Source organism: Pseudoalteromonas aquimarina, from assembly GCF_049257255.1.
Lineage (GTDB): Bacteria > Pseudomonadota > Gammaproteobacteria > Enterobacterales > Alteromonadaceae > Pseudoalteromonas.
Genome location: NZ_JBMMUG010000007.1, coordinates 95,213 through 109,301, shown reverse-complemented (window position 1 = coordinate 109,301; position 14,089 = coordinate 95,213). Strand labels below are relative to the sequence as shown.

14 protein-coding genes are annotated in these 14,089 nt (G+C 38.2%); 9 read left to right on the top strand and 5 right to left on the bottom strand.

Annotated elements, in window-relative coordinates; translation table 11 throughout:
• Positions 1 to 106: 106 nt before the first annotated feature.
• Positions 107 to 841, top strand: coding sequence for a glutathione peroxidase (locus tag AAEU29_RS17300; RefSeq protein WP_421974473.1), 735 nt, complete (start codon positions 107 to 109; stop codon positions 839 to 841).
• 160 nt (positions 842 to 1,001) lie between these two features.
• Here the strand turns inward: AAEU29_RS17300 and AAEU29_RS17295 are convergent, their stop codons facing one another.
• Positions 1,002 to 1,772: a hypothetical protein gene (locus AAEU29_RS17295; protein ID WP_421974472.1), complete on the bottom strand. Its 771-nt coding sequence runs from the start codon at positions 1,770 to 1,772 to the stop codon at positions 1,002 to 1,004.
• A gap of 233 nt (positions 1,773 to 2,005) precedes the next feature.
• Here AAEU29_RS17295 and AAEU29_RS17290 point away from each other — a divergent pair, with 233 nt between their 5' ends.
• Entirely contained in the window at positions 2,006 to 2,308 is a 303-nt protein-coding gene (locus AAEU29_RS17290) for a pilin (protein WP_421974471.1), read from the top strand.
• 57 nt (positions 2,309 to 2,365) lie between these two features.
• On the opposite strand, the gene AAEU29_RS17285 is transcribed toward AAEU29_RS17290, so the two are convergent.
• Positions 2,366 to 2,593, bottom strand: a complete 228-nt coding sequence (locus AAEU29_RS17285; protein WP_421974470.1) for a hypothetical protein — start codon at positions 2,591 to 2,593, stop codon at positions 2,366 to 2,368.
• Between the two features lie 507 nt (positions 2,594 to 3,100).
• Here AAEU29_RS17285 and AAEU29_RS17280 point away from each other — a divergent pair.
• Positions 3,101 to 3,730, top strand: a complete 630-nt coding sequence (locus AAEU29_RS17280) for a LysE family translocator (RefSeq protein WP_421974469.1) — start codon at positions 3,101 to 3,103, stop codon at positions 3,728 to 3,730.
• Positions 3,731 to 3,913: 183 nt separating this feature from the next.
• The gene (locus AAEU29_RS17275; RefSeq protein ID WP_421974468.1) at positions 3,914 to 4,222 is read left to right on the top strand and encodes a hypothetical protein; all 309 of its coding nucleotides are present in this window, start codon (positions 3,914 to 3,916) and stop codon (positions 4,220 to 4,222) included.
• A gap of 87 nt (positions 4,223 to 4,309) precedes the next feature.
• Here the strand turns inward: AAEU29_RS17275 and AAEU29_RS17270 are convergent, their stop codons facing one another.
• Positions 4,310 to 4,684 carry a nuclear transport factor 2 family protein gene (locus AAEU29_RS17270; protein WP_421974467.1) on the bottom strand — a complete coding sequence of 125 codons (375 nt, stop codon included), beginning with the start codon at positions 4,682 to 4,684 and terminating at the stop codon, positions 4,310 to 4,312.
• A 418-nt stretch (positions 4,685 to 5,102) separates the two neighbouring features.
• Here AAEU29_RS17270 and AAEU29_RS17265 point away from each other — a divergent pair, with 418 nt between their 5' ends.
• From AAEU29_RS17265 to AAEU29_RS17255, 3 genes are all read left to right on the top strand, one after another.
• Complete coding sequence (locus AAEU29_RS17265) at positions 5,103 to 5,672, top strand: rhomboid family intramembrane serine protease (protein WP_421974466.1); 570 nt, start codon at positions 5,103 to 5,105, stop codon at positions 5,670 to 5,672.
• Between the two features lie 219 nt (positions 5,673 to 5,891).
• A complete protein-coding gene (gene paeA, locus AAEU29_RS17260; protein ID WP_421974465.1) occupies positions 5,892 to 7,199 on the top strand; it encodes a polyamine export protein PaeA in 1,308 nt (435 codons plus the stop codon).
• A 68-nt stretch (positions 7,200 to 7,267) separates the two neighbouring features.
• Positions 7,268 to 7,750 (top strand): MgtC/SapB family protein, encoded by a 483-nt coding sequence (locus AAEU29_RS17255; protein ID WP_274760803.1) that lies wholly within the window; start codon positions 7,268 to 7,270, stop codon positions 7,748 to 7,750.
• Between the two features lie 40 nt (positions 7,751 to 7,790).
• Here the strand turns inward: AAEU29_RS17255 and AAEU29_RS17250 are convergent, their stop codons facing one another.
• Positions 7,791 to 9,077, bottom strand: coding sequence for a M20 family metallopeptidase (locus tag AAEU29_RS17250; RefSeq protein WP_421974464.1), 1,287 nt, complete (start codon positions 9,075 to 9,077; stop codon positions 7,791 to 7,793).
• Positions 9,078 to 9,379: 302 nt separating this feature from the next.
• On the opposite strand from AAEU29_RS17250, the gene AAEU29_RS17245 reads away from it, so the two are divergent.
• Entirely contained in the window at positions 9,380 to 10,414 is a 1,035-nt protein-coding gene (locus AAEU29_RS17245; RefSeq protein WP_421974463.1) for an NAD(P)H-dependent flavin oxidoreductase, read from the top strand.
• Between the two features lie 68 nt (positions 10,415 to 10,482).
• Here AAEU29_RS17245 and AAEU29_RS17240 read toward each other — a convergent pair whose 3' ends face one another.
• Positions 10,483 to 12,525 (bottom strand): S9 family peptidase, encoded by a 2,043-nt coding sequence (locus tag AAEU29_RS17240; protein WP_421974462.1) that lies wholly within the window; start codon positions 12,523 to 12,525, stop codon positions 10,483 to 10,485.
• Between the two features lie 218 nt (positions 12,526 to 12,743).
• Between AAEU29_RS17240 and AAEU29_RS17235 the strand changes: the two genes are divergently transcribed.
• Positions 12,744 to 14,069: a hypothetical protein gene (locus AAEU29_RS17235; protein WP_421974461.1), complete on the top strand. Its 1,326-nt coding sequence runs from the start codon at positions 12,744 to 12,746 to the stop codon at positions 14,067 to 14,069.
• The last annotated feature ends 20 nt before the right edge of the window (positions 14,070 to 14,089 follow it).

The window sequence follows — 14,089 nt, the reverse complement described above, 5'->3', positions numbered from 1 at the left end:
AATTGATTTTTCAGATTGAATTGACCAATTTAATTAATTAGATTGATTAAACATCAAAGGGCATACTGTACCCAACAAAACAAATTAACCAAATCAAGGGCGTAAAATGTTAAAAGATATTTCTGGACAATCAGTACCACAGGTTAACTTACCAATTTTTGCTAATAATCAATGGCAAACACTGACTTCTGACGACCTATTTAAAGGTAAGACTGTTGTTGTTTTTTCCCTACCGGGAGCATTTACACCAACGTGCTCTTCAACACATTTACCGCGTTTTAATGAATTAGCCAATACCTTTAAAGCAAACGGTGTTGACGATATTTTATGTGTATCAGTAAATGACAGCTTCGTAATGGCCGCTTGGGCTAAAGAGCAAGAAGCCGAACACATCAGGCTTATTCCTGACGGCACAGGTGAATTCACTCATGGCATGGGGATGTTAGTAGATAAAAGCGAGATTGGTTTTGGCAAGCGCAGTTGGCGTTATTCAATGCTTGTGAAAGATGGCATTATTGAAAAAATGTTTATTGAGCCTGAAGTTGAAGGCGACCCGTTTGAAGTATCCGATGCAGACACAATGTTAGATTACATTAATCCAAATGCTATCAAACCAAAACCGGTGTCGTTGTTCACAAAACCAAACTGCCCATATTGTCAAAATGCGAAACGACTGTTAGACAAGCATGGCTATAACTATGAAGAGATTGTACTTGGCAAAGATGCATCACTCACTAGCTTAAAAGCAATGTCTGGCCGCGATACCGTGCCGCAAGTGTTTATTGGTGGCAAACACATTGGTGGTTCGGATGATTTAGAAACTTACTTCCAATCAATGTAAAAAATAAAGCCTGCATTTGCAGGCTTTATTTATACCAATTTTATTAACTACTTTGTCATTACTGCGAGTCAAACGCCTCATTAACTGCGTTAAATTTTTCTCCTTGTTTATAAACCGTTTCTCTGTCGCAATAAGTGACCTATCAAATAATGCATTGGTATTAAAAGCGGAACTCAAGATTAACATTTGCACCGGTTTCATTATTGCTTCGGTTAAACCAATCAGCCCTATGGTGCACAATTTCACCTGTTAAAACTAACCAAGTTAAAAACTCATACTCTAAAGCTAAACTTGCGCCATAAGCTTTGCCTGTATCTGAAAAACGAGCGCCTACGCACGTTTTGTCGTAACCACAGCCTTGGTTTACTTGTTCGTGATTTACGTCATCATAACTTTCAAGAAGGTAATACTTCCCGTCGATATCACCATCTTGATAAAACACGCTGCCATACATTAGTGTTTGTTTATTAAAACGGTAACCCGCAATAAGTGAAAGATCATAACTTTTTTGTTCCAGTGACCAATTATTATCAACACGCGATGCACTCTTATTGCGCTTTGAATATATATAACCAACACTTGTGGCAAGCGAGACATTACCACTTTGCTTTTCCTCTTCTGGAGAACCAAGCCACTGGTACTTCAAGCTAAGTTGCTGCTCACCATTATCAACATAGCGCGCTTCAAAGCCATGGCTTAAAGTCATTGCAGCAGAAAAACGAAGCGCTGAATCTCTATCTGCTTTTTTGCTATTGTTAATTGATATTTCATTGGATGTATCAGAGCCGACTGCTAATTTAAAATTAAAAGGATGGCTATTTACTTCTGGGCTATTAAAGCGCGCCATGCGTGGTTTAACTTCGGGGGTAGATTCACATCCTACAAGAGCTACACTGGCTAATACCAGTGACATTGAAATTAAATTTTTCAAAAGAAAATCCGTTTATTTTTAGATGGTTTAGATAGTACGAATTTTTTCGTTATTGAAACAAGAGCAAATTGTAAATCAATGTAATTTAAACAGATAAGCTGTAAAAGAAACTAGAGGTATATTAATAAAATTGAACCTCACTATTTGAATTATTGCTTTAACGTTTATACTTTACTAAGAAAAACTTGTTAAACGGATAAATTTTGAAACCCTCAAAGACTAATGGATTCACTTTGATTGAATTGATGATTGTGCTTGCTATTATTGGAGTTTTAGCTGCAATTGCTCTACCAGTTTACAAAGACTATACAATTCAATCTTCTAATAATGCTTGTCTGTCAGAATCGTCTGCACATGTCAGAGCTGGTGTGGTGTATATTACTAATAAGAATTCTCCATTCCCTGCAGGGAAGCACCAACGTTGCCAATCTCTACCTGGTTTTGATAAAACAACACTATCAATAACAACAAAGTCTATTTCTCCAGGTGATGCAACTATAAACTGTGATGTTAAGGCTGGTGTTTGTTCAATCTAGCTATTTTTAAATCAAACAATTCTAAATTGAAAAAAGCCAGCATCCGCTGGCTTTTGGTTATTTTTCTTTTTGTTCGTTACTTGGTTGTGGTTTTTCTGCTTTTTGCTCTCTTACAATGGCGATTGTATGTTCAATTTTGGGATCAGGTAATACCATATTAACCAAAGCACCAAATACAACTGCGCCAGTTTTTCGCTTTTTTGCCCAACCAATCATCTTCCAGCAAAGCAGCATCAAGAAAGCCCACACAAACACCAAAACAAACAAGGTGATTACTTGTGTCATAATTTTCCTTATCTTTTAAGTTGTTAAATAATTAAAAAAGATAAGCTGTCATATTTGGCTGTATGACTTATTAAAATGATAACTTTCACGAATTAGAAAATTTATAAACGGGCTGCGGTAAAGTGAATGCGCTGACTTGCGAAAGTTAAAACGGTTAGCAAAAACTTTTAATATCGAATAATTTATAAATGCTTTAACAGTACTGTTATTACTGGCTAAGTGTGTAATGTGTTGAAAAGAGTTTAACGTTTGCCTATGAGGTGGAATAACTGAGCGTGCTAAATTAAACGGTAACAACGAAAATATAACAAATAAAATTATTAGCGTTGTTTTAAGCACCGTTTTCTCCCTTTTCTTTGGCCTACCCCATCAAAATTAATATGGGCTTTTCTCAACAATTCAATGCTTTCACAAACCAAGGTGAAAATTTTTGATAATCATTAAATAGTTGTCTTTGTTTTCTCATTAAAAATGCTAGCTTAAAGAAAAAACGTTGAAGGTTTCAAAATGGATCTAAGTACATGGACACTCTATTTTATTGCGGTGCTCATTTTAACGGCGTCGCCTGGCCCCAGCGCACTATTTTGTATGTCAAAAGCAATCACCTCAGGAAAACGTTCGGGTGTATTTGCAGCACTTGGTAGCTTAACTGCAATTACTCTAATTTTGAGTTTATCTTTTACAGGGTTAGGCGTGATAATTGCTACATCAGAGCTTGCGTTTAATATTATTAAATGGCTTGGTGCAAGTTATTTGATTTACCTTGGTATAAAGGCGTTATTGTCAAAGAGCACTGACTTTGAGCTTACTGATATGCCAAATGAAAATAATCAGCAAAGCATGCAGCACTTTATTAGTGGCTTTATAATTGGAGCAAGTAACCCCAAAGCCATTGTGTTTTTTACAGCGTTATTTCCACAATTTATTAACCCAGGTGACTCACTTTTAACACAATACCTTATTTTTTCAGGTACATTTATCTTACTAGAACTGAGCTGGTTGTTGTTTTATGTCATGCTAGGCGTTAAGTCTTCAAAGTGGTTATTCGAAAAAGGTCGCACTGCATTTTTTAATAAACTCTCTGGCAGTGTGTTTATTGGTGCAGGCGCATTGCTTACAATGTCTAATAGAAGCTAGTGAATTCTGTCATTAATAAAATACTTAGAAACCATTATTTACAAAGGAATTAAGATAAAAGACTGGTTTTATTTTGAGGGTAATTAGCTTTATAGTGGCTTCACGATTTAAATTTTACAACATCAGAAACTTTAATCGCTTAGTTTAAAATCCGTTGTGAAAGCTTTGAGGAATAACATTTTAATGAAAACCTTTTTACTTGCATTAACCAGCCTTTTTTTGATGGCGTCTCCACTTCACGCCAAAAATGAAAAACACAATAAAGGCAATGACTTACCACCTGGCCTTCAGAAAAAAGTAGCGCGCACAGGAGAATTACCTCCAGGATGGCAAAAGAAAATTCAGGTTGGTAAACCTATCGACCGTGAAATTTATAGCCACAGCAAAATTATTGTTCCGGTTGACCATAAAGGGTTAATCACCGTAAACATCGATGGCAGAATAATCCGCCTGATTGAAGCAACTCGTGAAGTTGTTAAAATTCTAAAATAGTAAACTACAACATGGATGTTGTGATTTCTTCGGATGACACTTCGTTGTGTAACACTCAAGCCATTGGACTGATAATTAAATAACCCTTTAAACTAAAGTAAATTCATCACAAGGCGTACCTTGATGGTACTTCATTTGCCATGCTCCATTATTGAGTACCCAAATAGATGATCTTTTAGCAAAATAGCTGGCCGAGCCATCCTTACTAACCCATGCTGTTTTGTACAACATTAAAAATACTGAATATTCTAACTGAATACATTCATAGTCTTGCGCATGGACATGTCCGCTTGGTTGCTTTTCCGAAGACATCATTTCAATAATGGTTTTGAATGAAAATGATGTGCCCGATTGGCCTACTTCACGAAATTCAGGATGAATTAAACGGATAATTTCACGTTTATTGTGGCGAGTTTCATAGTTATGAAGTAATTCCTCTTGTTCTATCAATAGTTCTTTCAAGTGAACGCCTCGCAATTCTTAACCTTTACTTTGTTATAACGCAAAACAACTAAAGATCAATGATTAAGCGAGCATGTTTAAATTTTATAATGGCAATAGATAACCAAAATTACTTTTCACGTTAGCTCATATTCACTAGCAAATATGAGCTTGAGGTAGTTACTATCGATAAATTTTAGATATGGTTACTGTTAAGACACAATTAAAACGCAATAAAGCGAGAGTAGTTATACTTACAATAGATATATCACTCTGACAATTTATATTGCCACAACTTTAGTCAGTCGATTACTGTAAATACTGGAGACCATTTGAATTTCGAAAATATAAGGGTTAATAAAAATAGCTGTTGCTTAGAGAAGTAAGGCGTTAAAGTAAAATTACTTAGTTGAGTAAAAAACTAAGTGCTTTTTATTTTATGAGACCCACTATTGATATGCTAATTAAACAACCACTACATATTATTTGCATTTTGCTCGTCATTCTCTTTGGGGTGCAAATTTTAAATACTATTACTGCAGGGTTAGTTTCAAATTTTGGAATTTACCCCCGATACATCAACGGCTTAATTGGGATCCCACTGGCACCTTTTATACACCACAGTTGGCAACATTTATTGTCAAATGCGGCCCCCTTAGCAGTGCTTGCATTTATTGTGTTGCAACAAGGTGTAAAGCGTTTTATTTGGGTATGTTTGTTTATTACATTTAGTGCAGGCTCTGCCGTATGGCTTTTTGCCAGTGAAGGTTTTCATGCAGGGGCTAGCACATTGGTTTTTGGACTAATAGGCTTCATTATTTGTAACGCTATTTTTAGCCGTAATATTTTTAATTTGATGCTAGCTGCAATTATTTGTTTTTTGTATGCCAGTGTTATTTATTCGCTTACTCAGTTTGTACCTGGTGTAAGTTGGAGTAGCCATTTCTTCGGTTTTATTGCGGGTTGCATTGCTGGAAAGCTCTTTTTAAGTAAACAGCAAAAATCGTAAGCTCATTATTAAATTCAATCAACCCTTTTATACTCAAAACACAGTTGCATTCCTGTTGCAAATAGCACAACAAATATCCCCCCTAACCATCTGAAATTTAATTACAAAATTTATTTGAAAAAAGTGATTGCAGCAAACTCAAACTTGCATAATAATTGCGCGCTTTTTAATGTATTTCAGATTAAAAAGCATATGCTCATCTTTTGTTTGGAGAACGCTATGAGTGACTTGTTGGGTATAAGCATTTTAATCATTTTTGGTGCCTTATTTGCTATGTCGGAAATTGCGATTGCCGCAGCACGTAAAATTAAATTACGGGTTATGGCTGACGAAGGTAACAAAAAAGCCCAAGCAGTTTTGCGGCTTCAAGAACAACCGGGTGGTTTTTTTGCCATGATTCAAATTGCATTGAATGCGATTGCCATTTTAGGCGGTATCATCGGTGAACAAACGCTTACTCCATATACCTCACAATTGGTAAATTTGGTTTATAACGGACAACATGCTGATCAAATCAGTTTTTTCCTGTCGTTTTTGGCAATTACCTCGTTATTTATTTTATTTGCTGATTTACTACCTAAGCGTATTGCGATGATCATGCCTGAATCTGTCGCAATCAGAGTGGTTAGTTTGATGAATTGGTTAACCTTTGCTCTCACCCCATTGGTAATGTTTTTCAATGGTATTAGTAATATGGTTCTGCGAATTTTTAAACTGCCTACAGAGCGTGAAGAAATTGTCACCACGGAAGATATCGTTGCCGTAATGGAAGCCGGTGCCCAAGACGGTTCATTGCAACAGCAAGAGTATCAACTGATAGGCAATGTATTCGAACTTGAGGGTCGCACATTACCCACAGTAATGACCACACGTGATTCGATTGTATTTTTTGATATTAACGATACTAGTGAAACAATCAGCAATAAAATTTTAGAAAACCCTCACCACCAATTTTTAGTGTGTGATGGACAGTTGGATAAACTGCTTGGCACCATTGAATCAAAAACTATTTTGCATCAATTATTGAATGGTGGAAAAGCCGAACTCAGTTTACAAGCTTTAAACAAAGACTTGCTGTATTTACCGGAAACACTGACGCTTTCAGATGCATTAAATGCATTTAAATCTGCATCTTCTCAGTTTGCTGTTGTGGTAAATGAATATGCGCTAGTTGTGGGCGTTATTACATTAAAAGATTTAATGAGCAGCTTTATGGGTGATTTAGTGCCATTTAGTGGCGATGAACAAATAGTTAAACGCGATGCAAACTCTTGGTTAGTTGATGGCGCGACACCTATTGTCGATGTTAAAAAATTACTTGAAATTGATGAATTTCCTGACGAAAGTTATTATGAAACTGTTGCTGGATTTATCATTTATAAAATGAAACGAATGCCCAAATGTGCCGACTTTGTGCTGCATGCTGGGTATAAATTTGAAGCGGTAGATATTGACGGAATTCGTGTTGATCAATTACTGATCACCCATCTTGAATCAAGTGAAACAGCAACGTCTGAAAGTTTATAAAATATATAAAACAACAACTTAAATAGGCAGTTAAATTTATTGCCTTGATAACCTAAAAGAGAGAAACATTGGAACTAACAACCCTTTTTTCAATTTCACCGTTTGAATGGTCTAAAATTGCCGCTGCTATTTGCTGTGGATTTATCGTTGGACTAGAAAGACAACTTCGCGGCAAACCTGTTGGTATTCGCACCTCTGCACTAATTGTACTTGGTACTTATATGTTTATTGCTGCTTCAAATTCATTAAATAATGATGTAACCGATACATCACGCATTATTGGTCAAGTTGTTACAGGGGTTGGCTTTTTGGGTGCAGGCGTAATGCTCGCTAAAGACGGCATTGTGGTAGGTGTTACCTCAGCTGCAACCATTTGGGTACTTGCCGCTATTGGTGTTGCTGTTGATATTGCAGGTGAATTAAGTGCAATAAAGCTGAGCGTTTTAGTAGTGGGAATATTGTATGGTGTGGATGTATTAGAGGACTACTTTACATCGCTGACCCAAGGCGTGCACGCAAAATTTCATGATTGGAAAAAGCGAAAAAGATAACCTAATTACTAATATCAGTTTCGCTTTTCAAGTTAAGTAGTTACTTAGCCATTGCCATATAGTCTAGTGCAAAGTTAGTTAAGGCTTCTGTGCCTAATTTAAATGAAGACTCATCGGCAAAAAAGTAAGGCGAATGATTGCTCGGTGCATCTTTAGGATCTGTTCCTTTTGGTGTACCGCCCAAAAATACAAATAATCCCGGTACTTCCATTGCATAGAATGAGAAATCTTCAGCACCAGTAATTTTTGGCATTTCAATTAAGTTACCCTTACCTGTCACCTTTTCAAGCGTTGGTAGCATTTTTTCTGTTAATTTAGGGTCATTAACGGTTACCGGATAGCCTTCATAGATAGTCACATCAGCAGTATTGCCAGACGATAACGCGATATGCTCTGCCGTAGTTTTAATTTTCTCGAAAATTTGTTGGCGATTTTCCATATCAAAATTACGAATTGTGCCGACCATGTCCACTTGTTCAGGAATGATATTATTCCTTACTCCACCAGCTATTTTTCCAAACGATACAATGGCTGGTTCTTTAGTAATATTAATTTGCCTACTGACAATATGATTTACCCCAGTAACAATTTGCGCAGCCGCAGCGATTGGGTCAGCGCCAGCCCAAGGTGTTGAACCATGAGTTTGCTCACCTTTAACTGTTATTTCAAATCGGTCAGCGCTGGCCATGGCTGGCCCACTGCGATAACCAATTTGGCCAACATTTAATTTTGAAGTGATATGTAATCCAAAGGCCACATCTGGTTTGTATTTTTTAAAAATACCTTCTTTAAGCATCAATTCAGCACCACCCTCTTCACCTTGCGGCGCTCCTTCTTCAGCAGGTTGAAAAACGAACATGATATTCCCTGCAAGTTCATTTTTCATGCTCGCAAGTACCTCTGCAGCTCCCATAAGCATTGCCACATGGGTATCATGACCACACGCATGCATTACACCAACATCAACACCGCGATAATTTGTCGTTTTAGTAGATTTAAAAGGTACATCTGCTTTTTCTGTTACTGGTAATGCATCCATATCTGCACGTAACATCACTGTAGGTCCAGGTTTAGCGCCTTTTAAAAAGCCAACAACGCCTGTGTATGCAATGCCCGTTTCAACTTGCAAACCTAAAGATTTCAAATGCGCAGCTACAATCCCTGCCGTGCGCGTTTCACGATTGCCAAGCTCAGGGTTTTGATGAAAGTCACGTCGCCATTCAATCACTTTTGGTTCGGTTTTCTTTAATAAGGAATCCACTGTATCCTGTGCGACTACTTGGCTTGATATCCCAGCTAACGCCAACATTATTAACGTTTTTTTCATTAAATATTCCCCTAAGTTTATTTGATTATTATTATTCATTCTTATTTGTGTCTTATAGCATCAAATACTTACCGAATAATCAATCAGTTTATAGTTGTACATTTGAGAGTATTTTTTGGTTTGAGTTTACAACGACACGCCATTGCGTTTCAGAATCGCTAACATATTATCCGATGCGATAACCTTCTAACTAACTATACACTTGCATTTGCAGGCTTTTTTATTTTCCTTGCATATTTGCTATTCCATATTGGGTTAATTATTTGTAAACTCAACACATCTGACCAGTTGAGAAAACGATTATGCAAACACGCATTACCCAATTATTTGGCATTGAAAAACCCATTGTACTTCCAGGTATGAGCTGGATTTCCACACCTGAACTTGTGGCAGCGGTATGCAATGCCGGTGGTTTGGGCATTTTGGCATCTGGTCCACTTAGCCAACAGCAAACACGTGACGCTATCGCTAAAATCCGCTCACTCACAGATAAACCGTTTGGTATTGGCATTACGCTAATGATGCCTGGTGCAAAACAAAACGCCAAAATAGCACTCGAACTTGAAGTGCCTGTTATTAACTTTTCACTCGGTAAAGGCGATTGGCTAGTTGAAGGTGCTAAAAAATATGGTGGTAAAGTTATCGCTACCGTTGTGACAGAAAAACATGCACTCGCGGCTGAGAAATCAGGGGTTGATGCCCTACTTGTTACCGGGCATGAGGCCGCTGCCCACGGCGGTGAAGTTACCTCGTTGTGTTTAGTGCCGAATATTGTCGATATTGTTGATATTCCAGTGATTGCTGCCGGAGGCTTTGCTGATAGCCGCGGTTTAGTTGCCGCGCTAGCCCTAGGTGCCGATGCCGTTGCTATGGGTTCTCGCTTTGCTACTAGCAGTGAAAGCCCTGTTCATCAAAACGTGAAAGATGCCGTTGTCGAGAAGCGTGTTGCGGATACTATTTATTCGAAGAATTTTGATGGTTTATATGCTCGCGTAATGAAAACTCCTGCTGCTGAAAAAGCAACTCGTAAGCCAATGAACTTCTTGATGGCGACAATAAAATCATTTAAAGCCGCAAAAATGGTCGATATGCCACTTTGGAAATTACTGGTTGGCCTAGTTGCGCAGTTTGACAAAATTAAAATGCTCTCGCTATTTGGCGCTGCCACTGAAAAACTAGAAACCGCCACCATTAAAGGTGATTTGGAGAATGGTGTGCAATTTATTGGGCAATCACAAGGTGTTATTCATCAAGTGCAATCCGTACAACAAATTGTTGATGATGTTGTTTTAGGCGCTGAAGAGCGAATTCAACAACTCGCAAATAAACGAATTTAACTTCCCCCTAAATAAGTTAAGTAAAGCAAAAGCCCCGAATTTTCGGGGCTTTTTATTTATGTTTTAAACTAGTTTGCTTTGGTACGGTACTTTTCAAACCATGCCATTATATTACCGACTTTTTGAATTAAATTACTCGGCCTTGCAGCAATACCATGACTGGCTTTTGGAATGCGCACCATAGCAGAGTCAATTTTACGTAGTTGCAATGCTTGATAATACTGTTCGGTTTCACTCATAGGAGTACGCACATCTTCTTCACCAGTTAACAACATAGTCGGTGTCGATACATTACCAACCAGTGATAATGGTGATCGTGCCCACAAATGTTCAACATGATCCCAAGGCATGCCTGGCATCCAATATTTGGTGAAATATGAATAACCATCAGCAGTTAATGCAAAACTCAGCCAATTTATTACAGGCTTAGCGACAACAGCCGCTTTAAAGCGATCCGTTTTACCTACAATCCAAGCAGTTAACACGCCACCACCAGAGCCACCTGTTACGAATAAGTTATTCTTATCTACATACGGTTTTGCTACCATGCCATCTACAACATCCATTAAATCGTTATAGTCTTGCGATGGGTAATTATGATGGATTAAATTCGCAAACTCTTCACCATAAGATGTGCTTCCGCGCGGGTTCGCCCATACAACCACATAACCTTTTGCTGCCATCAGTTGCACTTCAGTACTAAAATTTGGGCCATAAGCCGTATGTGGGCCACCATGAATTTCTAATATAAGTGGATATTTTTTTGATGCATCAAAGTTAGGCGGTAATGCATACCACGCTTGAATTTCACGATTATCTACAGATGATTTAACCGTTATTTCTTCAATCTTCGCGGTTGCTTTATGAGCCAAGAGGTCTTCATTCAGCATCGTTACTTTTCGCGCTTTGCCTTTTTTCACAATGGCTAAATCGGCAGGACGATCACTGTTTGCATGTGTAAAAACGAGTTGGTCGTTATCAATCACCGCAAATTCGCCAGAGGTGTAAGGACGCCCGAGAGATTGACCACCCAGTTTTACTATTTTCTCTTTAATTTTGCCTTTTAAATTAACGTAACCTACGTATTTTTGACCAAAATCATCATAGCTGAAATAAATGCCACGGCCTTTACTATCCCACTTTGGCGAACTAATCGGTCTATCAAGGGATGCTGTCAGATTTGTTACATCACTGCCATCCAAGTCCATCAGATAGATATCGTTATTTTGACTCGATAATTTTTTATCATCAAAACGTAAGTAGGCAATTTTTTTGCCGTTTGGCGAGATAACTGGTGCAGCATCAGGACCCGGTCGGTTAGTTAGGTTTGTCGTTTCGCCACTTTCGATATCAATTTGGTAGATATCAGATTCACGGGGGCGGTCTTGCCAATCTTTATTTCGGTCACCACTGATAAACACGGCTTTACTGTCTTGTCGCCAAGTAATTTGGCCACCATGATGAAAGTCACCAGTACTTACTTGGCGCGGCGTACCGCCTTCAGCAGGCACAACATAGATATGGCGAAAACCATTTTTCAAAAATCCGCGACCGTCGCTTCGGTAACTCATTTGATCAATATATTTAGCAGTGCCAGCCCAATTGGCGCCTTTTGGCTTTTCAGGCATATCTTTAAAAATACCACTGGATGCCTGTGGCTTAAACATTGAAAAAGCCAGCCACTTACCATCTGGTGACCAGCTTATATTACTTACACTTTGAGCAACATTCGTCACGCGTGCAGTTTGCCCTGTTGCGAGCCATCGAACATAAAGCTGGTTATCACCTTCTTCATTTGAAATATACGCGAGCTGTTGACCGTTTGGTGAGAAACGCGCCATACGATAGTGTGCTTTGCCAGAGAGCAGAGGTGAGTGGCTACTATTAGCAAGATTGTATTGCCATAAATTAGTCCGGGTGCCATCACTCATAATGTCCATGGCGCGTCGTTCGTAAACAATAAACTGGCCATCTGGGCTAACTTGCGGCGCCGCCGCATATTCAATATTAAAAACGTCTTCGTATTGCCATACATCCTGTGACGCTGTAACGCCGAGTGATGCAAATGATAATAGTCCTGCTAACAATGTTATTTTAGGTTTGTTACCCATGGTTAATTTCCATTTTTCGTTATTTAATAGCCAATGTAGCAACCTAGATTAATTTTGCAATTACCCTAAGACAAAGCGCAGATATCCAAGTTTAATTTCGCTAAGTATTTTAACACCATGTTATTAAACTATATTTATGCTAAAATTAGGGTGTTTCCATACGCAATAAAGGAGTATTTAATATCGACCGAGAAGTCAAACTCAGCCAAGATGAAAGTTTGTCTATCAAACTTAGCTATCTTTTATTACCCAAAGAATCGCAACGACTCGACCTCTACTTTTCCTTACCCGTAGAAATGGGTATAAATTCAAGTACATTTAATGAAGAAGACTATTTTCACGCACATGTAAAAAGCCACAGTGCATATTATTCCGAGCAGTTGCACCTGCCTCTAGTACGCAGCCGTTTTATTAGTCAATCAAAAGGTGAAAAAGCAGATTATCGCTTAAATCTAAACCTTTATTCATATCAAATTCGTTTAGCATTAGAAGCCGATATAAAACAGACAATACAACTTAAAGAAGCTGAAGAGTTTTATCCTGCTGCCATTGAATTAGTAGAGCAGGCACAAGTTTTACTGAAAAAACTTCGTCGTTATACGCCACCAGACAAAAAGTTAAAGTCGTATTTTGAAAATGCAGACAACTACTTAAGCTGGCACACTGAACAAATGTTTTTAAAACTGCTCTCGAAAGCCCCAAAAAATTCAGAGTTCACCAAAGAGCGTGAAACTTTGCGTTCGTTTTGTCGCAGCGAAACACAATACCGTAGCGATCAAGAATACAATTCTATGTTGACTTTAGACGACCCAAATCGAATTACCAACAAGATGCGTTTACTACAAAGGTTGACTGAATACGGCGTTGTATTTAGTAAGGAAACTAAAAACTTAAACTTAAACTTGCAACGGTTTGTACGTGGCTCAGTAACGGCTGTAATAATGGCGTTCGTGATGTTTTTGGTACTTAATGCCCGCTCAAATTTTCAAGAGATCACCGTAGCTTTGATTGCATTTTTAGGTGTGCTTTATGGCCTACGTGAGATTTTTAAAGACGACTTAACTCGCATTATTTGGCGCAAAATAAAACAAGGCAGACCCAAATGGCGACATATTTTCCGTAGCAGCTTTGATAACAAAACCATTCATACGCAAACTGTTTGGCTGGAACATATTCGACGTAAATCACTGCCAAAAGAAGTATCCGATCTTTTCAAAAAGCGTCGTCAACAGAATAAACAAGCGGCACACCTTATCCATTACCGCTGTGATAGTAAGGTGATAGCTAAAGAATTTTTACCTGGTTATGAAGAAATTCAACAGCAAGTTTATTTTAATTTGACGCCCTTTGTACGCTATTTGAAAAAAGGCGCTGGCAAATTATTCAGTTTGGAAGGCAATAAAGTATCAGGGCAATCAGTTGAAAGGCGATACCAAATAAACTTGGTTGTTACTTATACTGCAAATGGCTCACATACTGCAACGCGCTATAAAATTACGTTAAATCGCTCGGCCATTGTCAGCATTGAAGAGATGCCTGATTAAGCACAGTTATGCTCCGGTTA

Bases quoted from the DNA above. Each gene is read 5' to 3' on its own strand.
- AAEU29_RS17300 (WP_421974473.1), top strand. From the start codon at position 107: ATGTTAAAAGATATTTCTGGACAATCAGTACCACAGGTTAACTTACCA.
- AAEU29_RS17285 (WP_421974470.1), bottom strand. From the start codon at position 2,593: ATGACACAAGTAATCACCTTGTTTGTTTTGGTGTTTGTGTGGGCTTTC.
- AAEU29_RS17280 (WP_421974469.1), top strand. From the start codon at position 3,101: ATGGATCTAAGTACATGGACACTCTATTTTATTGCGGTGCTCATTTTA.
- AAEU29_RS17275 (WP_421974468.1), top strand. From the start codon at position 3,914: ATGAAAACCTTTTTACTTGCATTAACCAGCCTTTTTTTGATGGCGTCT.
- AAEU29_RS17265 (WP_421974466.1), top strand. From the start codon at position 5,103: ATGAGACCCACTATTGATATGCTAATTAAACAACCACTACATATTATT.
- paeA (WP_421974465.1), top strand. From the start codon at position 5,892: ATGAGTGACTTGTTGGGTATAAGCATTTTAATCATTTTTGGTGCCTTA.
- AAEU29_RS17250 (WP_421974464.1), bottom strand. From the start codon at position 9,077: ATGAAAAAAACGTTAATAATGTTGGCGTTAGCTGGGATATCAAGCCAA.
- AAEU29_RS17245 (WP_421974463.1), top strand. From the start codon at position 9,380: ATGCAAACACGCATTACCCAATTATTTGGCATTGAAAAACCCATTGTA.
- AAEU29_RS17240 (WP_421974462.1), bottom strand. From the start codon at position 12,525: ATGGGTAACAAACCTAAAATAACATTGTTAGCAGGACTATTATCATTT.